Genomic DNA, 22591 nt, shown 5'->3' with positions numbered 1-22591 from the left:
GCTACGACTCGAAGGGATTATGAGAAGTATCACACCAAGGCGGGTGCTGTCGCGGGAACAGCAGACGGAGATCACCCGGATCATCGTCAAGGTGGGCCAGATGCTGGCCCAGTTCGGCGCCGAGAGTCGCATCATAGAGCAGACCACGGTCCGGCTCGGCATGGCGCTCGGGCTTGAGAGCGTCGAGATGGCCATCTCCTCCAGCGCCATCGTGCTCACCAGCCTCTATCAGGGCAGTTGCGTCACCACCACCCGGCGGGTGCGCGAGCACGGCATCAACATGCAGGTGGTGTGCGAGATCCAGCGTATCTGCATCATGGCGGAGAAGGATCTGATCGGCGCGCGGGAAGTGCGTCAGCGCCTGGAGGCCATAGTACCGTTTCACTATCACCCCTGGCTGGTGGTGCCCATGGTGGGGCTCTCTTGCGGTGCCTTCAGTCTGCTGTTTGGCGGTGACTGGCCCATCTTCCTGGTGACCTGTTTCTCTGCTTCGGTCGCCATGCGGGCACGCCAGCTGATGGCGCGTCATCACCACAGCCCCCTCATCAATTTTGCCACCACCGGCTTTATCGCCACCCTGCTCGCCTCCAGCGCGACCTTCTTCAACTGGGGGGCCCAGCCCTATCTCGCCATGGCGGCCAGCGTACTGCTGCTGGTGCCGGGCTTTCCGCTCATCAATGCGGTCTCCGACATGGTGAAGGGTTACTTCAACATGGGGCTGGCCCGTTGGGGCACGGCGACCCTGCTCACCATCAGCGCAGCGATAGGGATTATTCTCGCCATGTCGGTGACCGGTATCTGGGGGTGGAAGGTATGAAGAGCTTTGACGCTGTATCGACCCTGTTGCTCGGGGCAAACCGGCTATCCATCAGCGCGCGGAACCATATCGGGATTATTCTCGCCATGTCGGTGACCGGAAGCTGGGGGAGGGAGCCATGATGGATCTGCTCTGGCTGCTGGCCAAGGACGCCTTCTGGTCGGCCATTCCGGCGGTGGGCTTTGCCATGCTGTTCAACGTGCCACCACGGATGTTGAAGTACTGCGCCATGGGCGGCGCCCTGGCGCACAGCCTGCGTACCCTGCTCATTCACCATGGCATGCCCATCGAGTGGGCCACCCTGGCGGCGGCGACCACGGTCGGTTTTGTCTGCGTCTACTGGTCGCGCCGGCTGCTGGCGCCGCGCCCTGTGTTCAGCGTCGCCTCCATCATCCCCATGATCCCGGGCAGCTATGCCTTCAAGGCGATGATCGCCGTGGTGGAGCTCAATATCTCCGGGGTGACCATGGAGCTTATCCAGAGCGCGGTGGAGAACGGCCTCAAGGCGCTGTTTATCGTGGGGGCCCTGAGTTTCGGTTTGGCGATCCCGTCCCTGGTCGTGTACCGTAATCGCCCCATTATCTGACAGACGGTGAGAGAAGTTGACCCCATGATGATTTCCATGATTGCCGCCATGGCCCACGATCGGGTGATCGGCCTGGACAACCAGATGCCCTGGCACCTGCCGGCGGATCTGGCCCACTTCAAGCGGGTGACCCTGGGCAAGCCGGTGCTGATGGGGCGCAAGACCTTTGAATCCATCGGGCGGCCGCTGCCTGGCCGCCGCAATCTGGTGATCAGCCGCAACCCCGACTACCGGGCTGACGGCGTGGAGGTCATCGACTCGGTGGACGCGGCGCTGGCGCTGCTGGCCGGCAGCGACGTGGCCGAGCTGATGGTGATCGGGGGCGGTCATCTCTACGGCCAGCTGCTGCCACGGGCCGACAGACTCTATCTGACCCGCATCGATCTGGCGGTGGAGGGGGATACCCGTTTCCCAGCCTTCGACGAGGGCGACTGGTCGTGCATCGAGCGCGAGTCACATCAGCCCGACGAGAAGAACCCCCACCCCTACCATTTCGAGACCTGGCAGCGGCGCTGACGGCTGGCGAATTGCCCCGGTTGATGAAAGGCCTCTTGTGTTGCACAAGGGGCCTTTTTGCTGTCCGGGACAGGGATTGAATGCCCAGGTATTGCGATGTGCCATAGCGTGGACACGCCACACCTCAGGCCTCTATTTCACAGTGGAAGTGCGGCAGCGAATGAGAACATTATAGTTAGTGTTGTAACTAAATGTATTGACCCGCTAATGAGAGACATGTTCCCTCCTTTCCCCTCCCATTATTGCTCTGTTTTTCTCGCGTTACATACCTATCTGTCGTTGATTTTGATGGGGTTGTATTGATTTGTTCGGTTGGAATGACAGGGTTTCATTACACCTGAATGCATTTTTATGCCTAAAAATAGTCTTTAAAAATCAATAAATTAAAAATTAATCCTTTTATTGAGACTCTTATGGTTCTTTTGTTTTTGTTGTTAATTGCTTAGGGTTAAAAGTAATTGGCTCACGTTCGACGGTTTGCCAGGCAAGTCGTCGGCCAAGAAAAAAGGACAATATGACAGTCAAACTCGAGGTCAAATCACTCTACAAGATCTTCGGCGATCAGCCGGAAAAAGCGTTCAAACTGCTGGCGAAAGGGTATGACCGCGCCAGCATCCTGCAAAAAACCGGGCAGACCCTGGGGGTCCAGGATGTCAATCTGGCCATCGACGAAGGGGAGATCTTCGTGGTGATGGGCCTCTCCGGCTCGGGCAAATCCACCCTGGTGCGTCTCTTCAACCGGCTGATCGAGCCGACCCGCGGCCAGGTGCTGATCGATGGCGAGGACATCGCCGCCATTTCCGACAGCGAGCTGCGTCAGGTACGGCGCAAGAAGATCAGCATGGTATTCCAGTCCTTCGCCCTGATGCCGCACCTGAGCGTGCTGGAAAACACCGCCTTCGGGCTGGAGCTGGCCGGGGTGCCGCTGGCGGAACGTCAGCAGAGCGCCCGCCAGGCGCTGCAGCAGGTGGGGTTGGGTCAGTGGACTGATGCCTTCCCCGATGCGCTCTCCGGCGGCATGAAGCAGCGGGTCGGGCTGGCCCGTGCCCTTGCCAACGACCCTGACATCCTGCTGATGGACGAGGCCTTTTCGGCGCTGGATCCACTGATCCGCACCGAGATGCAGGATGAACTGCTCAAGCTGCAGGCCAGCCAGCAGCGCACCATCGTCTTCATCTCTCACGATCTGGACGAGGCGATGCGCATCGGCGATCGCATCGCCATCATGCAGGACGGCCAGCTGGTGCAGGTCGGCACCCCGGACGAGATCCTCAACCAGCCCGCCAACGACTATGTGCGCGCCTTCTTTCGCGGGGTGGATCTGGCCCATGTATTCAGCGCTCGCGACGTGGCCAGCCGCAAGCAGATGCCGCTCATCAAGAAGCACACCACCGACGGGCCGGGCAACGCCCTGCGCCAGCTCAAGGAGCAGGAGCGGGAGTTCGGTTACGTGGTGGATCGCCGGCGCCGCTTCCTCGGGGTCGTCTCGGTGGAGTCGCTCGGTCAGGCGGTAAGGGCCAAAGGCAGCCTGGAGCAGGCGCTGCTGGCGGACATCCAGCCCATCCTGGCGGACACCGCCCTCAACGAACTGATCAGCCAGGTGGCGGCCGCCCCCTGTCAGGTGCCCGTGGTCGAGGAGGATGGCACTTATCTGGGCCTCATCTCCAAGGCCAACCTGCTGAACACCCTGGACAGGAGTACCCCGGCATGAAGCGGATGAATCCCCATTTTTTACTGAGCGGGCTGCTGGCCTTGGTGCTGCTGGCGAGTCCCTCCCTGCGAGCCGATGAGGTGGCGGCCGACCCCTGGGGCGCCACGGCTTCCAGTGCCACCGAGGTGGCCGATCCCTGGAGCGATACCGCCACCGCCGCCACCGACTGGCAGAACCAGATCGAGACGGTGGATACCACAGCCGCCGTCGACTGGCTGGATCCCTTCCAGCAGGCGCTGGTGCCACTGGACAGCTGGGTCGAGGGTGGCATCGGCTGGCTGGTGGAGAACCTGCGGCCGCTGTTCCAGCTGATCCGCGCGCCGGTGGAACTGACCCTGAACGGCATGACCCATCTGCTGCAGACGGTGCCCTCCACCCTGATGATCGGCCTGCTGACCCTGATCGCCTGGCAACTGGTGAACGGTCGCATGGCGCTGGGGACCCTGGTCTCGCTGGTGATCGTGGGGCTTATTGGCGCCTGGTCCGATGCCATGGTGACCCTGTCGCTGGTACTGACCTCGCTCTTTTTCTGCGTCTTGCTCGGGTTGCCGGCCGGCATCCTGCTGGCGCGGAGCGAGCGACTGTCGCGCTGGACCCGGCCCTTGCTGGATGCCATGCAGACCACCCCGGCGTTCGTCTACCTCATCCCCATCGTGATGCTGTTCGGCATCGGCAACGTGCCCGGGGTGGTGGTGACCGTCATCTTTGCGCTGCCGCCCATGATCCGGCTCACCATGCTGGGGATCCGCCAGGTGCCTGCCGATCTGGTGGAGGCGGCCCATTCGTTCGGTGCCAGCCCCTCCCAGCTGTTGTTCAAGGTGCAGTTGCCGCTCGCCATGCCCACCATCATGGCCGGGGTCAACCAGACCCTGATGCTGGCGCTCTCCATGGTGGTGATCGCCTCCATGATCGCGGTAGGGGGCCTCGGCCAGATGGTGCTGCGCGGCATCGGCCGGCTCGACATGGGGCTCGCTTCCATCGGCGGCCTCGGCATAGTGCTGCTGGCCATCGTGCTCGACCGACTGACCCAGGCGATGGGACAGCCGGATCGCAGCCGGACCGGACGCTGGTATCAGCGCGGCCCCACCGCCCTGCTGCTGCGCCTGCTCGGTCGCGACAAGCCAATCGATTACAAAGGAGTAAATGCATGAGACTGATCACCAAAAGGCTGACCCTGAGCTCCCTGCTGCTGAGCGCCCAGCTGTTCGGTCCGCTCGCCATGGCCAGTGCCGAGCTGCCGGGGGAGGGCGTGCGCGTTCAGCCCCTGCAGAGCTCCTTGCCGGAGGAGAGCTTTCAGACCCTGCTGGTCAGCAAGCTGATGGTGCGCCTCGGCTATGACGTCCAGCCGGCCCAGGAGGTGGACTACAACGTTGCCTACGCCTCGGTGGCGCAGGGGGATGGCACTTTTCTGGCCTTCAACTGGATACCGCTGCAGAACAACAAATATGAGCAGGCTGGCGGCGACAAGGTGTTCTTCCGTGAGGGCACCTATGTGGCCGGGGCCGCCCAGGGTTATCTCATCGACAAGCAGACCGCGACCCGCTATGGCATCACCAACCTGGGACAGCTCAAGGATCCCAAGCTGGCGGCGCTGTTTGACGGCGATGGCGACGGCAAGGCCGATCTCATCGGTTGCAACCCGGGCTGGGGCTGCGAAGAGGCGATCAACCGCCATCTGGCCGAGTTCGGGCTGACCCCCACCGTCACCCACAAGCAGGGCAACTATGCGGCGCTGATCGCCGATACCCAGGCCCGCTTCAAGAGCGGCAAGCCGGTGCTCTACTACACCTGGACCCCCTACTGGCTCAGCAGCGAGCTGGTGCCCGGCCGGGATGTGGTGTGGCTGCAGGTGCCCGCCGATGGCCCTGATGCGGCCAAGACCCGGCTGCCGAACGGCAAGAACTACGGCTTCCCGGTCAACACCATGCACATCGTCGCCAACAAGCGGTTCGCCGAGGCCAACCCGGCGGCCGCCAAACTCTTCTCCATCGTCAAGCTGCCACTCAATGACATCAACGTGCAGAACGGTCTGATGAACAAGGGGCAGAACAAGCCGGCGGATGTGGAGCGTCACGCCGATGCCTGGCTCAAGGGCCACGAGGCGCTGGTGAACGACTGGCTGACCCAGGCGCGCGCCGCCGCCAGGTAATGAGGGCGGTAGGTCGCTTTTTTGCGCAAGGAAAAACGCCCGGCAGTTGCCGGGCGTTTTTTATGGGAGCCATGCGGGTGGAGCGTCTGGCTCAGATGCCGGAGCCGTCGCTCTCGCCACTCTCCTCGTGCAGACCGCATTCGCGCTTGAGGCCGAAGAAGCGAGTCTGCTCCTCGCTCATGCCGGGCTCCCACTTGGTGGTGGTGTGCACATCGCCCACCGACAGGTAACCCTGCTCCCACAGGGGGTGGTAGGGGAGGTCGAACTCCTTGAAGTAGTAGAAGACGTCCTTGTTGCTCCAGTCGATCACCGGCAGGAACTTGAAGCGGCCGCGCTGGATGGCCAGCACCGGCAGCTTGCCCCGGCTGCCTGACTGCTCACGGCGCAGACCCGAGAACCAGGTGCGGGCACCGAGCTCGTTGAGGGCGCGATCCATGGGTTCTACCTTGTTGAGCTGGTTGTAGCGGGTGATCCCCTCCACCCCCTGCTCCCACAGGAGGCCGAAGCGGGCCTCCTGCCAGGCTGGGGTGAGCGCGGCCCGGTAGATCTTGAGGTTGAGGGCGAGCCGCTCGGTCAGCTCGTCGATGAAGCGGTAGGTCTCGGGGAAGAGATAACCGGTATCGGTCAGCACCACCGGCACGTCGGCCCGCTCGCGACTCACCAGGTGTAGCATCAGCGCCGCCTGGATGCCGAAGCTCGACGACAGCACATGCTCTCCCGGCAGGTTGGCCAGGGCCCAGCGCACCCGCTCGGGGGCGCTCATGGCATCCAGCGCCCGGTTGAGGGGGGCCAGCGCCTCGACCTGCTCCTCCCGGCTCAAGGCGAGTAGGGCGTCGAGGTCGAGCCGGCCGTCGGCGGTGCGCGCCAGCCGGGCTGTATCGGTCTGATCAGGCTGCATAGAAGTCCCTCGCGGAGTCGATGACCGGGGCTATGATCCCGGCGCGAATGACGAAATCACCGAAGCACTCGCCTGGGTTGCGATCCTTGGCCCAACGGCCGATCAGGGCGTCCAGCTCGGCCAGGATCTGCGGCTCCGTGATGTTCTCCTGATAGAGGCGCGGAATGCGGGTCCCCTCCAGATTGCCACCCAGGTGCAGGTTGTAGCGACCCGGTGCCTTGCCCACCAGACCCACCTCCGCCAGCATGGCGCGGCCGCAGCCGTTGGGGCAGCCGGTGACCCGGAAGATGATGGCGTCATCTGCCAGCCCATGTTTGGCCAGCAAGCCTTCGATGTCGGTGACAAAGGCGGGCAGCATACGCTCGGCCTCGGCCATCGCCAGCGGGCAGGTGGGCAGTGCCACGCAGGCCATGGACTGCTTGCGCTGCTCGCTCACGCCGTCATCCAGCAGGCCGTACTGGCGCGCCAGCGCCTCGATACGGGCCTTCTCGCCGACCGGGACGCCCGCGATGATGAGGTTCTGGTTGGCGGTCAGGCGGAAGTCCCCCTGATGCACCTTGGCGATCTCCAGCATGCCGGTCTTGAGGGGCTTGCCCGGGAAGTCCAGCAGGCGGCCGTTCTCGATGAACAGGGTCAGGTGGTGCTTGCCGTCGATCCCCTCTACCCAACCGAAGCGATCGCCACGGCTGGTGAATTCGTAGGGGCGAACCGGTCCGAACTGGATGCCGGCACGGCTCTCCACCTCGGCTTTGAAGGCCTCGACCCCCACCCGCTCCAGGGTGTACTTGGTCTTGGCGTTCTTGCGGTTGACCCGGTTGCCCCAGTCGCGCTGGGTGCTGACCACGGCGGCCGCCACCTCCAGCACGTGGGAGAGCGGCACGAAGCCGAAGTCGCTCGCCTTGCGCGGATAAGTGGTGGTGTCACCGTGGGTCATGGCCAGACCCCCGCCCACCAGCACGTTGAAGCCCACGAGCTTTCCGTGTTCGGCAATGGCCACGAAGTTGAGATCGTTGGCGTGGATGTCCACGTCGTTGTGGGGCGGGATCACCACGGTCGTCTTGAATTTGCGCGGCAGGTAGTTGGAGCCCAGGATCGGCTCCTCGTCATCCCCCAGCTTCTCGCCGTCCAGCCAGATCTCCACGTAGGCGCGGGTCTTGGGCAGCAGGTGCTCGGAGATCTTCTTGGCCCACTCGTAGGCCTCCTGGTGCAGCTCGGACTCTACCGGGTTGCTGGTGCACAGCACGTTGCGGTTCACGTCGCCGGCGGTGGCGATAGAATCGATGCCGGTGCTGTTGAGGGTCTGGTGCATCAGCTTGATGTCGCGCTTCAGTACCCCGTGGAACTGGAAGGTCTGGCGGGTAGTCAGGCGGATGCTGCCGTACAGGCTGTGTTCCTCGGCAAACTGGTCGATCACCAGCCACTGGGCCGGGGTGATGATGCCGCCGGGCAGGCGGGCACGCAGCATGACGTTGTGCAGTGGCTCCAGCTTCTGGGCCGCGCGCTCGGGGCGAATGTCGCGGTCATCCTGCTGATACATGCCGTGAAAGCGGATCAGCTGGAAGTTGTCGCCGTTGAAGCCGCCAGTGAGCGGGTCCTTGAGATCCTGCTCTATGGTGCCGCGCAGAAAGTTGCTCTCGCGTTTCAGACGTTCGTTGTCGGCCAGCGGTCCTTCCACCGGTCCTGGAATAACTTGTTTGCTCATCAATAGACATCCCTTTGATAACGTTTGGCACGACGCAATTCGCTCAGATACTCTTCTGCTTCCTCACGGCTCTTCTGGCCATGTTCGGCAATCACATCCAGCAGGGCTTCCTGCACATCCTTCGCCATGTGGTTGGCGTCGCCGCACACATAGAAGTGAGCGCCTGCTTCCAGCCACTGGTAGAGCTCGAGCCCCGCCTCGCGCAGGCGGTCCTGCACATAAATCTTGTTGGCCTGATCCCGGCTGAAGGCCAGGGAGATCTTCGACAGCAGGCCCGACTTCACATAGCGCTGCCACTCCACCTGATAGAGGAAGTCCTGGGTAAAGTGCGGATTGCCGAAGAAGAGCCAGTTCTTGCCGTCGGCCCCTTGCGCTTCCCGCTCCTGCAAGAAGGCCCGGAAGGGGGCGATGCCGGTGCCAGGGCCCACCATGATGACGGGGGTATCGGGGTTAGCAGGCAGGCGGAAGTTGTCGTTGTGCTCCACGAATACCCGCACCTCGGCATCTTCCGGCAGGCGGTCCGCCAGATAGGAGGAGGCGGCGCCGCTGCGCACTGTGCCGTCTTCCTGCGGGTAGCGCACCACGCCGACGGTCAGGTGCACCTCTTCCTCCACCTCGCTCTGGCTGGAAGCGATGGAGTAGAGGCGCGGAGTGAGCGGGCGCAGCAGGCCCAGCAGCTGTTCGGCTGTGAGCGCGGTCGGGAAGCGCTTGAGCACATCCACTACCTGGGCGCTGGCCACCAGCGCGTTGACCTGGGCCTTGTCACCGGCCAGATCTTTGAGCGCCGCGTTGTCCGAGATCTCTGCCAAGCCGGTGATAAAGCCGCCGTGCAAGCGAGTCAGCTCCAGCTCGCGGCTGAGCACCTCGCGCAGGCTGCCGCGGGCGGTGGCCTCGTCGCCGGAGAGATGAGCCAGCGCCAAGACCTCACCGACCAGGTCGGCATCGTTGTCAAACCAGATGCCCAGCGCATCGCCCGGCTGATAGCGGATGCCGGACTCTTCCAGGCTGATCTCGATGTGGCGGATATCCTTGGTCGAGTCGCGGCCGGTGATCTTCTGGTTGACCGAGAGCCTGGCCGGGAAGGGGTTCTCCTTGCTGTACTGGCTGTGGCCGACAGCCTGCTGTACCGCGCTGGCTACGCTGCTGCCGGCAGGGCCGGCAGAGAGGGTGGCGGCGATGGCGTTGAGCGCCTGTTCGCCCCATGCCTTGGCGGCATCCTGATAATCCACGTCCAGGCTGGCGAGTTCATGCACCCGATCGGCGCCGGCCTTGGTCAGCAGGCTGTCAAAGTCCTTGCCGGTCTGGCAGAAAAATTCATAGGAGCTGTCACCCAGCCCCAGCACGGCGAACTTGAGCCCTTCCAGCTTGCCGACCTTGCCCTTCTTGAGCTGCTCGTACAGATCGACCGCGCTCTCCGGTGGTTCACCCTCCCCGTAAGTGCTTACTACCACCAGCAGGTGGGTCTCTTTCTTGAGCTGCTTGGGTTTGTAGTCCGCCATGGAGGTGAGGGTCACCGGCAGGCCACGGGCTTCGGCCTGCGCCTTGATGGCGCTGGCCACGCCCTTGGCGTTGCCGGTCTGGGAGCCGTAAAGAATGGTCAGGCTGCCGCTGGGGGTGGCGGCTGCTGCCCCAGTCACGGCAGGCTGGCTGCCCGCCTGGGAGAGACCGTAGAGATAACCGCTCACCCAGGCCAGTTGCTGGGTATTGAGGGTCGATAGCGCCTGGCTCAGTTGTCGCTGCTGCTCGTCGGAGAGGGGAGTCAGGTTGGTCAGGGAGTCCTTCAATTGCATCACACACGTCTTCCATGGTCTGATTTTTGGTCAGGTTAAGGGGTGTGATGGATAACAACAAAGAATAAAAATGTCTTTTTTATTCTATTACTGCATTAAAAAGGCGATGGAGAGAGTTGCAAGGCGACGCAGCTCGACAGGGTTCTCATGGTATAAAGGGCGATGAATGAGCCCGTATTACCCACACAGGAAGCGTGAATGTCGATCATCAGCTTGTTTCATGTCAATGCCTTCAGCCGGCGCCCCTTTGGCGGCAACCCGGCGGTGGTGGCGCTGGGGCCAAGCCAGCCGGATGCCACCCTGCTGGCCATGGCGGCCGAGTTCAACCAGTCGGAGACCGCCTTTCTGGTGCCTTTGGGCCGGGCCCGCTACCAGTTGCGCTGGTTTACCCCCGAGCTGGAAGTTGATCTCTGCGGTCACGGCACCCTGGCGGCGGCCCATGTGTTGTGGCAGACGGGGGCGGTGGCTGAGGATGAGGTCATTTGCTTCGAGACCCGCAGCGGCGAGCTGCTGGCCCGGCGCGAAGGGGAGTGGATCTGGCTCGATTTCCCGCGCATTGCCCCGGCGCCGCTCGAGCTGGATCCGGCCTATGCGGCGGCGGTCGGTTGCCGGCCGCTGCACACCCTGGCGGCCGGCGCCAAGTTCTTGCTGGAGCTGGCCTGCGAGGAGGAGGTCCGCTCGCTCAGCCCAGATTTTCAGGCCCTGCGCGCGCTGCCCGGTCGCGGCCTGATGGTGACGGCGCCTTCGCGCGATCCGGACCATGACTTCGTCTCCCGCTACTTCGCCCCCTGGGTCGGGGTAGACGAGGATCCGGTGACCGGCTCCAACCACTGCGCCCTGGTGCCCTTCTGGGCCGAGCGGCTCGGCAAACGGCAGCTGCGGGCCCGCCAGATCTCGGCCAGGGGTGGTGAGCTGCGGCTTGAACTGCAGAAGAATCGGGTGTTGATGGCCGGTCAGGCCGTCACCTTGTGGCAGGGGACGTGGCTGTTGCCGCCAGCCTCATAAGCGCGAGACTGACGGCGGCTTGAGCGTTCGCCACACCGGTTTGTGCCTACCATAAAAAACGCCCCGCAGTTGCGGGGCGTTTTGATTGTCATGGACGGCAGCTGCGCTGCTGCGGCCCTGTTTCTGCTGCGCTTACTTTTGTGGACGCAGAGCCGGGAACAGGATGACGTCGCGGATGGTGTGGCTGTTGGTGAACAGCATCACCAGACGGTCGATACCGATACCCTGACCGGCAGTCGGCGGCAGACCGTGTTCCAGCGCGGTGACGAAGTCGGCGTCGTAGAACATGGCTTCGTCATCGCCGGCGGCTTTCTGGTCAACCTGAGCCTGGAAGCGCTCGGCCTGATCTTCCGCATCGTTCAGCTCGGAGAAGCCGTTGGCCAGCTCGCGGCCACCGATGAAGAATTCGAAGCGGTCGGTGACGTCCGGGTTCTGGTCGTTGCGACGGGCCAGCGGAGAAACGGCGGCCGGGTACTCGGTGATGAAGGTCGGTTGCAGCAGCATGTGCTCCACGGTCTCTTCGAAGATCGCGGTGATCACGTGGCCCAGCTCCCAGCTCTTCATCAGCTCGATGTGCAGGCGCTTGGCGACGGCGGTGGCCTTCTCCAGGGTCGCCAGATCGTCACGGGTCACATCCGGGTTGTACTTCAGGATGGAGTCAACCATGGAGAGGCGCTGGAACGGCTGACCGAAATCGATGGTCAGGCCCTCTTCGCCCTCTTTGGCGTAACGGATCTTGGTGTCGCCCAGGATGTCTTGCGCCAGGGTGCGCAGCATCTCTTCGGTGAGATCCATCAGATCGATGTAGTCGGCGTAGGCCATATAGAACTCGAGCATGGTGAACTCGGGGTTATGGCGAACGGAGATACCTTCGTTACGGAAGTTGCGGTTGATCTCGTAGACACGCTCGAAGCCACCGACCACCAGACGCTTCAGATAGAGTTCCGGAGCGATACGCAGGTACATGTCGATGTCCAGCGCATTGTGGTGGGTGATGAACGGACGGGCAGAGGCGCCACCCGGGATGACCTGCATCATGGGGGTTTCCACTTCCATGAAGCGCTTGTCGTTCAGGAACTTGCGGATACCGGCCACGACCTTGGTACGGGTCACGAAGGTCTTGCGGGACTCTTCGTTGGCGATCAGATCCAGGTAACGCTGACGGCAGCGGGCTTCCTGGTCGGTCAGACCTTTGTGCTTCTCGGGCAGCGGGCGCAGGGCCTTGGTCAGCAGGCGAATGTCGGAGACGTGAACGGAGAGTTCGCCTGTGTTGGTGCGGAACAGGGTACCTTCGACACCCACGATGTCGCCCAGATCCCACTTCTTGAACTGCTCGTTGTAGAAGCCTTCCGGCAGGTCGTCACGGGTGACGTAGACCTGGATCTTGCCTGCCATGTCCTGCAGGGTGGCGAAAGACGCCTTGCCCATGATCCGGCGGGTCATGATGCGACCGGCAATCTTCACCCGTTTACCCAGTGCGGCCAGCTCGTCGGCGCTCTTGTCGCCAAACTCGGCGTGCAGATCGCCGGAGAGGTGGTCACGACGGAAGTCGTTGGGGAAGGGGTTGCCCTGGGCGCGCAAGGCGGCCAGCTTGGAACGACGCTCCTGCATCTCGTTGTTCAGTTCGAGAGTTTGGTCGACTTCCGGAGTGGTGGTTTGTTCAGACATGGTGATTCCTGCTGTTCTGTTTTTTTACAGGCCTGACTTCAGGCTAGCTTCGATAAACTTGTCCAGATCGCCGTCGAGTACCGCCTGGGTATTGCGGGTTTCGACGCCGGTACGTAGATCCTTGATGCGCGCATCATCCAGCACATAGGAACGGATCTGGCTGCCCCAGCCGATGTCGGACTTGGTCTCTTCGAGGGCTTGCTTCTCGGCATTCTGCTTCTGAATTTCCAGCTCGTAGAGCTTGGCTTTCAGCTGCTTCATACACTGATCTTTGTTTTTGTGCTGGGAACGATCGTTCTGGCACTGTACCACGACCCCAGTGGGAATGTGGGTAATACGTACCGCGGATTCGGTCCGGTTGACGTGCTGACCACCGGCGCCGGAGGCACGGTAGACGTCGATGCGCAGGTCGGCCGGGTTGATCTCGATGTCGATGTCATCGTCGATCTCGGGGTAGACGAACACGGAGCAGAACGAGGTGTGGCGACGACCGCCGGAGTCGAACGGTGATTTGCGCACCAGACGGTGCACGCCGGTCTCGGTGCGCAGCCAGCCGAAGGCGTACTCACCGGTGAACTTGATGGTGGCGGACTTGATGCCGGCCACGTCGCCTTCGGAGCATTCGATGAGCTCGGGCTTGTAGCCGTGGGCATCGCCCCAGCGCAGGTACATGCGCAGCACCATGTTGGCCCAGTCCTGGGCCTCGGTACCGCCGGAGCCGGACTGGATGTCGATGTAGCAGTCGGAGGGATCGTGCTGACCGGAGAACATGCGGCGGAACTCGAGGTCCACCAGCTTGGACTCCAGCACGTCGGCTTCGGCCACGGCTTCGTTGAAGGTATCTTCGTCTTCACCTTCCACGGCCAGCTCGACCAGCATGGCGACGTCGTCAGCACCCTGGGTCAGGGTGTCGATGGTGCCAACCACGTTTTCCAGCGCGACGCGCTCTTTGCCCAGCGCCTGTGCGCGCTCGGGTTCATTCCAGACGTCCGGCTGTTCCAGCTCGGCGTTGACCTCTTCTAGACGCTCTTTCTTGGCGTCATAGTCAAAGGTACCCCCTAAGCAGCTCGGTCCTCTCAGACAGCTCCTTAAGTTTGTTTAATACAGGATTGACTTCAAACATCGTGAAAACTCTCGGGGTCGATGTGATTTAAAAACGGGATATTCTAGCCAATTGTGGAAGGAATAAACAGGGTCGGCTGTCCTTGTGCGTGCCCGGTAGTCAATTTCTGGTGCAGTTTTCCCCAACTCGGTGGAAAATATCGCCCACCGCCCCATTTTCCGGTTCAGTTTTGTGCCGACGGGTCGTTAATAACTACGCAGTGCTGTGCACTTTTTGGGAAATCCTGTTCCTGACCTCCATAAGAAGAACGCATGATGAAAAATCTATCACTCAAGCAGAAGATACTGTTGTCAGTGGTCATCGCCCTCTCGCTGGTGATCCTGCTGCTCTCCTGGCAGAGCTATACCAGCCAGAAGTCCCTGTTGCTGCAAGGCAGTCAGGAACAGGTGCAACGCCTCGGCAACCAGCAGGCCGCCAGCGTCAGTGACTGGCTTGCTGCCCGTCGCGACGTCATTCAGGCGCTCGGCAACAAGGCCGGTGCCGAACCCCTCAACGCCCTGCAACAGGCGCAAGTCTCCGGCCGCTTCCAGCTCACCTACTTTGGTGAGAGCAGCGGCAAGATGAACGACTCCGATCCCTCCATCAATCGTGACGGTTACGATCCCCGCTCCCGCGGCTGGTATCAGGAGGCGATGGGCAAGGGTGGCATGATCGTCACCAAGCCTTACCTTGACGTGGCCTACAACATCATGGTGGTGACCCTGGCCCAGCCGGCGCAGGGCGGCGTGGTCGGTGGCGACCTCTCCATCGCCTCGCTGGTGGAAGACGTCACCAAGATGAAGCTGCCGGCCGACGGTTTCGCCATCATGATGCACAAGGACGGCACCGTCATCGCCTACAAGGACGCCGCCAAGGCGATGAAACCGGCCACCGAGATCGACAACGATCTGACCAATGCCCTGATCGAGCAGAGCAAGACCAGCAACAGCCTGGTGCCGGCCTACTTCGACGGCGAAGGGCGCGACAAGCTGCTGTGGGCGGTGGATATCCCCGACACCGACTGGGAGCTGGTGCTGGTGCTGGACAAGGAGACCCTGGAGGCGCCGCTCTCTTCCCTGCTGATGACCCAGCTCGGCCTGGCCCTGCTGGTGCTGGTGGGCAGCATCCTCGCCATCTCCTGGCTGGTCAGCCTGCTGCTCGGCCCGCTCGGCAAGGTCTCCCAGGCGCTGGCCCGCATCGCCGACGGCAACGGCGATCTGACCCAGCGCATCAAGATCGACACCAACGACGAGGTGGGTCAGCTGGCCAACAGCTTCAACCGCTTCGTCGGCAGCCAGCACCAGCTGATCGGCAACATCCGCCAGCTGGCCAACGAGCTGAACGCCGATGCCGAGCGCAGTCTGGTGACCAACCAGGCCGCCGTGGACGAGTTGCAGCGCCAGCAACAGGAGGTGACCATGGTCGCCACCGCCGTCACCGAGATGGCGAGCGCCACCATGGAGATCGCCGGCAACGCCGAGAACACCGCCGCCGCGGCCCAGCAGTCCGCCCAGAGCAGTGAGCAGGGCAAGATGCTGGTGAACCAGACCCGTCAGTCCATCAACGGTCTGGCCGAGGAAGTGGGGCAGGCGACCGAGGTGATCGGCGAGCTGAGCCGCCACGCCCAGGCCATCTCCGGTATCCTCTCCACCATTCAGGGCATCGCCGAGCAGACCAACCTGCTGGCGCTGAACGCGGCCATCGAGGCGGCCCGCGCCGGTGAACAGGGTCGCGGTTTCGCGGTAGTGGCGGACGAGGTACGGGTGCTGTCGCGCCGTACCCAGGACTCCACCCAGGAGATCCAGTCCACCATCGAGACCCTGCAGCAGACCACGGCCCGTGCGGTGAGCCTGATGCAGACCAGCCAGGGGCTGGCGGACAACAGCGTGAAAGACGCCGATGCCGCCGCCGCTGCGCTCGAAGAGATCACCCAGGCAGTCAGCCTCATCTCCGACATGGCGGGCCAGATCGCCACGGCCGCCGAGGAGCAGACCCAGGTGACCGGCGAGATTACCCAGAATACCACCGCCATCAAGGATGTGAGTGACGAGATCACCGCCGCCGCCATGCGCGATCTGGATCAGGCCGAGAGCCTCAAGGGGCGGGCCACCGACCTGAACAAGCAGGTCTCGACCTTTATCCTGTAAGTGCTTGAACGCGGCGAACACGGCCGCCATGACCAAGCCCCGCACTCGGCCGAGTGCGGGGCTTTTTGTTTATGGGTCTCGCCACGGCTATCCATGAAGGAAGTGGTGCAGAGAAGCTGGCGAGCAGAAATGGCAGAGCCCACCAGGGGGTGGGCTCTGTTCATATACGTCTGACGGGAAAGGAATTACAGGAAGGGCAGTGCCAGGAACAGCTTGATCACCATGGCGTTGATGATGTCGATGAAGAAGGCGCCCACCATGGGCACCACCAGAAACGCCAGGTGGGAGGGACCGAAGCGCTGGGTGATGGCCTGCATGTTGGCGATGGCGGTGGGGGTGGCCCCCAGGCCAAAGCCGCAGTGGCCCGCTGCCAGCACGGCCGCATCATAGTTGCGGCCCATTACCCGGAAGGTGACGAAGATGGCGTAGAGCGCCATGGCCACGGTCTGGGCCGCCAGCAGGATGAAGATGGGCAGCGCCAGGTTGGCCAGATCCCACAGTCGCAGGCTCATCAGCGCCATCGCCAGGAACAGCGACAGACTGACGTTGCCGAGCAGGGAGACTTCGCGGTCGCTCACCTCGTGCCAGTTGAGCAGGGTCAGCACGTTGCGCAGCAGCACGCCGACGAACAGCACGCAGACGAACACTGGCAGCTCGAAGGCGCCGCCCTTGAGATAGGCGGAGAGCATCTCGCCCCCCTTCAGGCTGATGGCGATCAGCGCCAGGGTCTCGATCAGGCTGAAGGTGGTGAGCGGGCGCTCCATGTCCGGCATCTCGAAGCCTTGTGGCGCGTCGTCCCGGTTGTGCTCCTCGCCGGGCACCTGCACCTTCTTCACCAGATAGCGGGCCACCGGACCACCGATCAGGCCCCCCAGCACCAGGCCGAAGGTGGCACAGGCGATGGCGAGCTCGGCGGCGGATTGCACCCCGTACTTCTCGGTGAAGGTGGCGCCCCAGGCCGCCCCGGTGCCGTGGCCGCCGGAGAGGGTGATGGAACCGGCCAGCAGCCCCATGTGGGGATCCAGGCCGAGCAGGGTGGCCAGACCCACCCCCAGGCTGTTTTGCACCAGCAGCAGGCCGGTGACCACCAGCAGGAAGGTGAGCACCGCCTTGCCGCCGCGCTTGAGGCTGGCGAGATCGGCGGAGAGACCGATGGAGGCGAAGAACGCCAGCATCAGCGGGGTTTGCAGGCTGGTATCGAACTGCAGCTCCATCTGCAGGGTGGAGCGCAGCAGCAGCAGCACCAGGGCGACCACCAGGCCGCCGGCAACCGGTTTGGGGATGTTGAAGGTGCGCAGCAGCCCGACTCGGGTCACCAGCAGACGACCGAGCAGCAACACCAGGGTGGCTGCGACCAGGGTGGCGTAGGAATCAAGTTGTAGCATTCAGTACTCCCATGTTGATTGGCTGTGTCTTTCGTTGATGCAGACTCACAGATTCAGCCGGGATAAAAACAGTGTGGCTCAGGTGCCAACAAAGAAGGGGCGCCATGCCCCCGCCCCACGTAAGAATGGGACCGGTGCGGGCCTGAATTGATCAGGCATCCAGATGAGATTTATGAAAAATCGAGCGGATAGTAGCAAAAAACACCACTTATATCCACATTTGTCAGATAAATGGTCGCTCATTGTGTTTGTTGTGAAATTTAACACTATCGGGTTGGTCGCGGTGCAAGCCGGGGTGAGGGCTATTTCCTGGCTGTCATTTGGGGCGCTAGTCCCTATAATTCGGCGGTTTTTGGCCCGCGGACGGCACTGGTGGGATGTGAGCCGGCAGCCTGGCGCGCTATCATGTGCGGGCTTTCGGCCCATGGCGAATGCGGCAGGCAGTCTATGCCACCGTTTCGTCCCGTTTGAGCCACGATTCGCGGCTGTTGTGCCCATCAAAGAGGAGAGGGTGTGAAGAAGTCCATCTATATCGCCTACACAGGCGGCACCATAGGGATGCAGCGTTCCGACCACGGCTATGTGCCGATGGCGGGTTTCATGGAAGACTGTCTGGCGCGGATGCCCGAGTTCCATCGTCCCGAGATGCCGGATTACCATATTCACGAATATGCGCCCCTCATCGACTCTTCCGACATGACGCCGGCGGACTGGCAGCGCATCGCCGAGGACATTCGTGACAACTACGAGAAATACGACGGTTTCGTCATCCTGCACGGCACCGACACCATGTCGTTCACCGCCTCGGCGCTCTCCTTCATGCTCGAAGATCTGCACAAGCCGGTGATCATTACCGGCTCCCAGATCCCGCTCGCCGAGCTGCGCTCCGACGGTCAGCAGAACCTGCTCAATGCCCTCTACATTGCGGCCAACTACCCGATCCACGAGGTGACGCTGTTCTTCAACAACCAGCTCTATCGCGGCAACCGCAGCAAGAAGGTGCACGCCGACGGCTTCCACGCCTTCGATTCGCCCAACTACCCGCCGCTGCTCAACGCCGGCATCGCCATCTCGCTGGAGGCTGGCGAGCTGGATGTGCCCTCCGAGCGGCCGCTGGTGCTGCACGACATCACCCCTCAACCCATCGGCGTGGTGACTCTCTATCCCGGCATCTCGGCCGAGGTGATTGCGAACATCCTGCAGCAGCCGGTGCGGGCGCTGATCCTGCTCTCCTTCGGGGTGGGCAATGCGCCGCAGAATCCGGCCATGCTGGCGCTGCTCTCCGAGGCATCGGCGCGTGGCGTCATCATCGTCAACCTGAGCCAGTGTCTGCACGGCAAGGTCAACATGGGGGGCTATGCCACCGGCAACGCCCTGTCGCGCGCCGGGGTCATCTCGGGCTTTGACATGACCGCCGAGGCGGCGCTGACCAAGCTGCACTTCCTGCTGAGCCAGGATCTGCCGGCGCCGCGCATCCGCGAGCTTATGCAGCAGTCCCTGCGGGGTGAGCTGACCCCCTGACTGGTTCCCCCTCACCCTCTCCCAGCGGGAGAGGGGATAGCTCGAGGTGCTGTTGGCCGCGAAGCTTGCCATGAAGATCGCCGGCAGGTGGCCCGCTTACGGTTCGCAGCTGCGAGCCTGCTCCCTTCTCCCCTGGCGGGAGAAGGGCTGGGGATGAGGGGGATCACTTTGCAGAGATAAAAAAGAGGGGAGCCATTATGGCTCCCCTCTTTCGTTTCGTTACCGCGATAGGTGACGTGCGGCCTGCCTCAGTGGCTGAGGTCGACCCGCACTATCTCTTCCTCGTCGCGATACTGGCGCTTGAGCTCGCTCTTGCTCTTCATCACGATCTCGCCGTCACGGCCGATGTTCATGTGCTCGGGGTTGTCGAGGTGCATCGCCTGCCAGGCCATCACGGCCTGCAGCGATGTGGCCTTCTGCTCGTCGGTGAGCGGCTTGCCATCAGGCCACTTGCCGAGCTCGACCGCCGTCTTGAGGCGTTCGTACACCTCTTTGGGCATCTGCCTGATTGCTTGCAAAAACTCACCTTGTTGAAACGACATCCGGCCTTCTCCTTGCACATTGAGCCATGACGAATCGGGATCAGACCGGTAGATCCTGGCGGACTGCGCCAGCCATCTGCTCCATCACCCGCACTACCTGACAACTGTACCCGAACTCGTTGTCATACCATACGTAGAGCACGCAGTGATCCCCCTCGGCGATGGTGGCCTGGGAGTCGACGATGCCCGCAAAGCGGGAGCCCACCATGTCGGAGGAGACCAGCTCGGTGCTGGCGCTGAAGTCGATCTGGCGATGCAGGGCAGAGCTCAGCGCCATCTGCTGCAGATAGGCGTTGAGGCTCTCCCGATCGGTGGTCTGTTCCAGCGAAAGGTTGATGATGGCTAGCGACACGTTGGGTGTAGGCACCCGGATGGCGTTGCCGGTCAGCTTGCCCTTGAGCTCGGGCAGCGCCTTGGCCACCGCCTTGGCGGCGCCGGTGCTGGTCATCACCATGTTGAGGGCCGCGCTGCGACCGCGTCGCTCGCCCTTGTGATAGTTGTCGATGAGGTTCTGGTCGTTGGTGTAGGAGTGGACCGTCTCCACGTGACCGTGGCGGATACCGTACTTGTCCTGCATCACCTTGAGCACCGGGGTGATGGCGTTGGTGGTGCAGGAGGCGGCGGAGATGATCTTGTCATCCGGGCCTATTACCTCGTGGTTGACCCCGAACACCACGTTCTTCATCTCCCCCTTGCCGGGAGCGGTCAGCAGCACCCGGGCGGCGCCGCGCGCCTTGAGGTGCTCGGACAGACCCGCCTCGTCACGCCAGACGCCGGTGTTGTCGACGATCAGCGCATCGTGAATGCCGTAGGCGGTGTAGTCGATGTCGGCCGGGCTGTTGGCGTAAATCACCTGGATGAAGGTGCCATTGGCGATGATGGCGCTGCGTTCCACATCCACTTCGATGGAGCCGTTGAAGGGGCCGTGTACCGAGTCACGGCGCAGCAGGCTGGCACGCTTCTCCAGATCTCCATCGCGACCGCCGCGCACCACGATGGCGCGCAGGCGCAGGGAGTTGGCGGCGCCGGTGCGCTCGATCAGCAACCGGGCCAGCAGACGGCCGATGCGGCCGAAGCCGTACAGCACCACGTCGGTCGGAGCCGGTACGCCGCGACCCAGGGCCGGTGCCAGCTTGGCACGCAGGTAGTCGTCGATGCCGGCTTCATCCTGGTGATCCTGCCAGTAACCCACGGCCAGTTTGCCCAGATCGATCTCGGCGGCGGTCGGGTTCAGGGCCAGGATGGCTTGCAGCAGGGGAAAGCTCTGTTGGATCGGGAGGGGGGCTCCCTGGTGGCGGCGAACGACCCGGTGGGCCTTGAGGATATCGATGGTGGAGGCGTTTTGTAGCGGGCGGCCGAAGATGGTGATCTCGATCCCTTGCTGACGGTAGAGGCGACCGATCAGGGGTTGCATGGCTTCGGCGAGCTCCTGGCTCTCCTGCCACGCCTGCAGATAGTGCTCGTGGGTCATTAACCAGATCCTTTATTTCACGTTGTTGGGGCAAATAGAAATTCGTCGAATGCAGATCAGTGTAGGGGTGTATATTTCGTTATATTATTCTGCAGTCGCGGCCTTATACGGCGCGCGCATTGTAATGGATATGTAATTCGTTTGCTAGCCAAGGGTGGCTATAGCGGGCTGCAATTGTTACCAACAAGATGTGAACCATGACCCCTTTTCCAGCTAGAACCCTGCTGTTCGGCCTCTGTTGCGGCCTGGTGCTTACCGCCTGTGACGATGACAGGATCCACAACATCTGTGCCAACTATCCGGCCCTCTGTCAGGATCTGGTGGACGACGGCTGGTGTCGTTACGAGCGCAGCGACATCATCCGGGCTCGCTACTACCTGCAGGCGGAGCAGACGGAGCGGCATCAGTACGAGTTGATGCGCAGCCTGGAGCGCTATCTCAAGTGTGCCGAGCGCTCCACCAACATCGAGTACAAGCGGGCCCGCGAGCAGAAGAGCCCGCGGGTGGAGGGGATGCTGGCGGCTGGCGACCAGCTGGCCCAGCTCGATGCTGCTACCCGCAACGCCAAGGATCCCTATCTGCTGCTCTGGCACTGGACCAACAACACCAACGAGCTGGCCCGCCAGCAGTTTCTGGCGCTGGAGGGGCAGCCCGCGCTCGAGGAGCCCGAACTGCAGCTGGCGCTCGGGGGCATCTATGCCAAGCGCGAGCCGCAAAAGGCCATCGCGCTGATGCAGCACGCCCTCTCTCTCTACCGGGAAGGGGATCAGGTGAACGGCCGCATCCTCACCTCCCTCAGCACCCTCTACATGGGCCAGAAGGAGTACGGGCAGGCCTATCTGTGGGGCAAGGTGAGCGAGTCGTTCCAGAACGCCGCCGAGGTGTCGGCCAGCCGTTTCAGCCTCTACCACTCCCTGAGCAAACAACAGCAGGAGGGTCTGGACAGCCAGGCCGCCATCCTGGTCGAACAGCTGAAAAGCGGAACCTATCGTCCCTGAGTCCTGATGAACCACATTGAACCTCTGGCCAGCGACTGGCCGCACCCCTTCGATATCCGGCTCACCCACGGCCGGGTCAATACGGATGGCCGCCAGCTGGAGCGGGTCACCGCCCGGGCCATCGTGCTGCGTGGCGACCAGCTGCTGCTGGTGCACTCCAGTGTCAACGGCGATCTCATGTTTCCCGGTGGCGGCATCGAGCACGGCGAGTGCCACAACACGGCCCTGGCCCGCGAGCTGCGCGAAGAGTGCGGCGCCGAACTGGTGGCGGTCGGCGCCCTGCTCGGGCAGACGCGGGAGTACCGTCCGGCCCGCGAGACCGACTACGACGCCTACTGCATCCGCTCCTTCTACTACCTCTGTCAGGTGGGGGAGAACTGGAGCGAGCCGCGGCCCCAGCCCTACGAGATAAGGCTCGGCTTCACCCCCGGCTGGTTCGAGCTGGCCGAGGCGCTGCAGACCAACAAGACCCAGCTGGCGGGCTCCTGCCCCCAGTGGACGGCGCGGGAGACGCGGGTGCTGGCCGAACTGCAGCACTGGCACGGTGCCGGCCTGTTGGGCTGAGTACTTTCACTGCACCAAA

Annotated in this window: 19 protein-coding genes; 11 read left to right on the top strand and 8 right to left on the bottom strand. The window is 62.7% G+C overall.

Annotated elements, in window-relative coordinates:
- The first annotated feature begins 19 nt into the window (after positions 1-19).
- The 6 genes from I6L38_RS14400 (at position 20) to proX (ending at position 5779) form a co-directional block, all read left to right on the top strand.
- On the top strand, positions 20-817 hold the full coding sequence (locus I6L38_RS14400; RefSeq protein WP_005297956.1) for a threonine/serine exporter family protein: 798 nt from the start codon (positions 20-22) through the stop codon (positions 815-817).
- 118 nt (positions 818-935) lie between these two features.
- Positions 936-1403 (top strand): threonine/serine exporter family protein, encoded by a 468-nt coding sequence (locus tag I6L38_RS14395; RefSeq protein WP_005297957.1) that lies wholly within the window; start codon positions 936-938, stop codon positions 1401-1403.
- Positions 1404-1427: 24 nt separating this feature from the next.
- Positions 1428-1919: a type 3 dihydrofolate reductase gene (gene folA / locus I6L38_RS14390; protein WP_042007482.1), complete on the top strand. Its 492-nt coding sequence runs from the start codon at positions 1428-1430 to the stop codon at positions 1917-1919.
- Positions 1920-2433: 514 nt separating this feature from the next.
- Positions 2434-3630, top strand: coding sequence for a glycine betaine/L-proline ABC transporter ATP-binding protein ProV (gene proV, locus I6L38_RS14385; RefSeq protein WP_216988662.1), 1197 nt, complete (start codon positions 2434-2436; stop codon positions 3628-3630).
- Positions 3627-4781 carry a glycine betaine/L-proline ABC transporter permease ProW gene (gene proW / locus I6L38_RS14380; RefSeq protein WP_216988661.1) on the top strand — a complete coding sequence of 385 codons (1155 nt, stop codon included), beginning with the start codon at positions 3627-3629 and terminating at the stop codon, positions 4779-4781. Before proV ends, proW begins: the two co-directional genes overlap by 4 nt.
- On the top strand, positions 4778-5779 hold the full coding sequence (gene proX / locus I6L38_RS14375; protein WP_216988660.1) for a glycine betaine/L-proline ABC transporter substrate-binding protein ProX: 1002 nt from the start codon (positions 4778-4780) through the stop codon (positions 5777-5779). Before proW ends, proX begins: the two co-directional genes overlap by 4 nt.
- Positions 5780-5870: 91 nt before the next feature.
- Here proX and I6L38_RS14370 read toward each other — a convergent pair whose 3' ends face one another.
- Genes I6L38_RS14370 through I6L38_RS14360 form a run of 3 tightly spaced genes read right to left on the bottom strand, consistent with a single transcriptional unit; the run spans position 5871 to position 10169 of the window.
- Positions 5871-6677 carry a phosphoadenylyl-sulfate reductase gene (locus tag I6L38_RS14370; protein WP_216988659.1) on the bottom strand — a complete coding sequence of 269 codons (807 nt, stop codon included), beginning with the start codon at positions 6675-6677 and terminating at the stop codon, positions 5871-5873.
- Positions 6667-8379, bottom strand: a complete 1713-nt coding sequence (gene cysI / locus I6L38_RS14365) for an assimilatory sulfite reductase (NADPH) hemoprotein subunit (RefSeq protein WP_005297969.1) — start codon at positions 8377-8379, stop codon at positions 6667-6669. The genes I6L38_RS14370 and cysI overlap by 11 nt, the downstream gene beginning before the upstream one ends.
- A complete protein-coding gene (locus I6L38_RS14360; protein ID WP_216989593.1) occupies positions 8379-10169 on the bottom strand; it encodes an assimilatory sulfite reductase (NADPH) flavoprotein subunit in 1791 nt (596 codons plus the stop codon). Before I6L38_RS14360 ends, cysI begins: the two co-directional genes overlap by 1 nt.
- Before the next feature lie 198 nt (positions 10170-10367).
- Between I6L38_RS14360 and I6L38_RS14355 the strand changes: the two genes are divergently transcribed.
- On the top strand, positions 10368-11174 hold the full coding sequence (locus I6L38_RS14355; protein WP_216988658.1) for a PhzF family phenazine biosynthesis protein: 807 nt from the start codon (positions 10368-10370) through the stop codon (positions 11172-11174).
- Positions 11175-11306: 132 nt separating this feature from the next.
- Here the strand turns inward: I6L38_RS14355 and lysS are convergent, their stop codons facing one another.
- Both lysS and prfB read right to left on the bottom strand, forming a co-directional pair.
- Positions 11307-12842, bottom strand: coding sequence for a lysine--tRNA ligase (gene lysS, locus I6L38_RS14350; protein ID WP_005297982.1), 1536 nt, complete (start codon positions 12840-12842; stop codon positions 11307-11309).
- Positions 12843-12866: 24 nt separating this feature from the next.
- A protein-coding gene (gene prfB, locus I6L38_RS14345) for a peptide chain release factor 2 (RefSeq protein WP_099358782.1) occupies positions 12867-13965 on the bottom strand; the annotation gives its coding sequence in 2 pieces (ribosomal slippage) (positions 12867-13889 and positions 13891-13965; 1098 coding nt in all).
- Positions 13966-14219: 254 nt separating this feature from the next.
- On the opposite strand from prfB, the gene I6L38_RS14340 reads away from it, so the two are divergent.
- Positions 14220-16091, top strand: coding sequence for a methyl-accepting chemotaxis protein (locus I6L38_RS14340; protein WP_017780299.1), 1872 nt, complete (start codon positions 14220-14222; stop codon positions 16089-16091).
- A 185-nt stretch (positions 16092-16276) separates the two neighbouring features.
- Here I6L38_RS14340 and gltS read toward each other — a convergent pair whose 3' ends face one another.
- Positions 16277-17476: a sodium/glutamate symporter gene (gltS, locus tag I6L38_RS14335; protein ID WP_005297985.1), complete on the bottom strand. Its 1200-nt coding sequence runs from the start codon at positions 17474-17476 to the stop codon at positions 16277-16279.
- Between the two features lie 513 nt (positions 17477-17989).
- Between gltS and ansA the strand changes: the two genes are divergently transcribed.
- Positions 17990-18997, top strand: a complete 1008-nt coding sequence (gene ansA, locus I6L38_RS14330) for an asparaginase (RefSeq protein ID WP_043170309.1) — start codon at positions 17990-17992, stop codon at positions 18995-18997.
- 248 nt (positions 18998-19245) lie between these two features.
- On the opposite strand, the gene I6L38_RS14325 is transcribed toward ansA, so the two are convergent.
- Together I6L38_RS14325 and I6L38_RS14320 are read right to left on the bottom strand one after the other, a co-directional pair.
- Positions 19246-19539 (bottom strand): YeaC family protein, encoded by a 294-nt coding sequence (locus I6L38_RS14325; RefSeq protein WP_017766723.1) that lies wholly within the window; start codon positions 19537-19539, stop codon positions 19246-19248.
- A gap of 40 nt (positions 19540-19579) precedes the next feature.
- Entirely contained in the window at positions 19580-21010 is a 1431-nt protein-coding gene (locus I6L38_RS14320) for a glyceraldehyde-3-phosphate dehydrogenase (protein ID WP_102988105.1), read from the bottom strand.
- Positions 21011-21207: 197 nt separating this feature from the next.
- On the opposite strand from I6L38_RS14320, the gene I6L38_RS14315 reads away from it, so the two are divergent.
- Together I6L38_RS14315 and I6L38_RS14310 are read left to right on the top strand one after the other, a co-directional pair.
- Entirely contained in the window at positions 21208-22008 is an 801-nt protein-coding gene (locus tag I6L38_RS14315) for a DUF2989 domain-containing protein (RefSeq protein WP_005297998.1), read from the top strand.
- Positions 22009-22014: 6 nt separating this feature from the next.
- Positions 22015-22572, top strand: coding sequence for an NUDIX domain-containing protein (locus tag I6L38_RS14310; protein ID WP_201882013.1), 558 nt, complete (start codon positions 22015-22017; stop codon positions 22570-22572).
- Positions 22573-22591: the final 19 nt, after the last annotated feature.

Origin of the sequence: Aeromonas sp. FDAARGOS 1408 (assembly GCF_019048665.1) — a bacterium.
In the GTDB taxonomy this organism is placed as follows: domain Bacteria; phylum Pseudomonadota; class Gammaproteobacteria; order Enterobacterales; family Aeromonadaceae; genus Aeromonas; species Aeromonas dhakensis.
The sequence above is the reverse complement of the archived record's forward strand: the minus strand, read 5'-3'. Positions and strand labels throughout refer to the sequence as shown.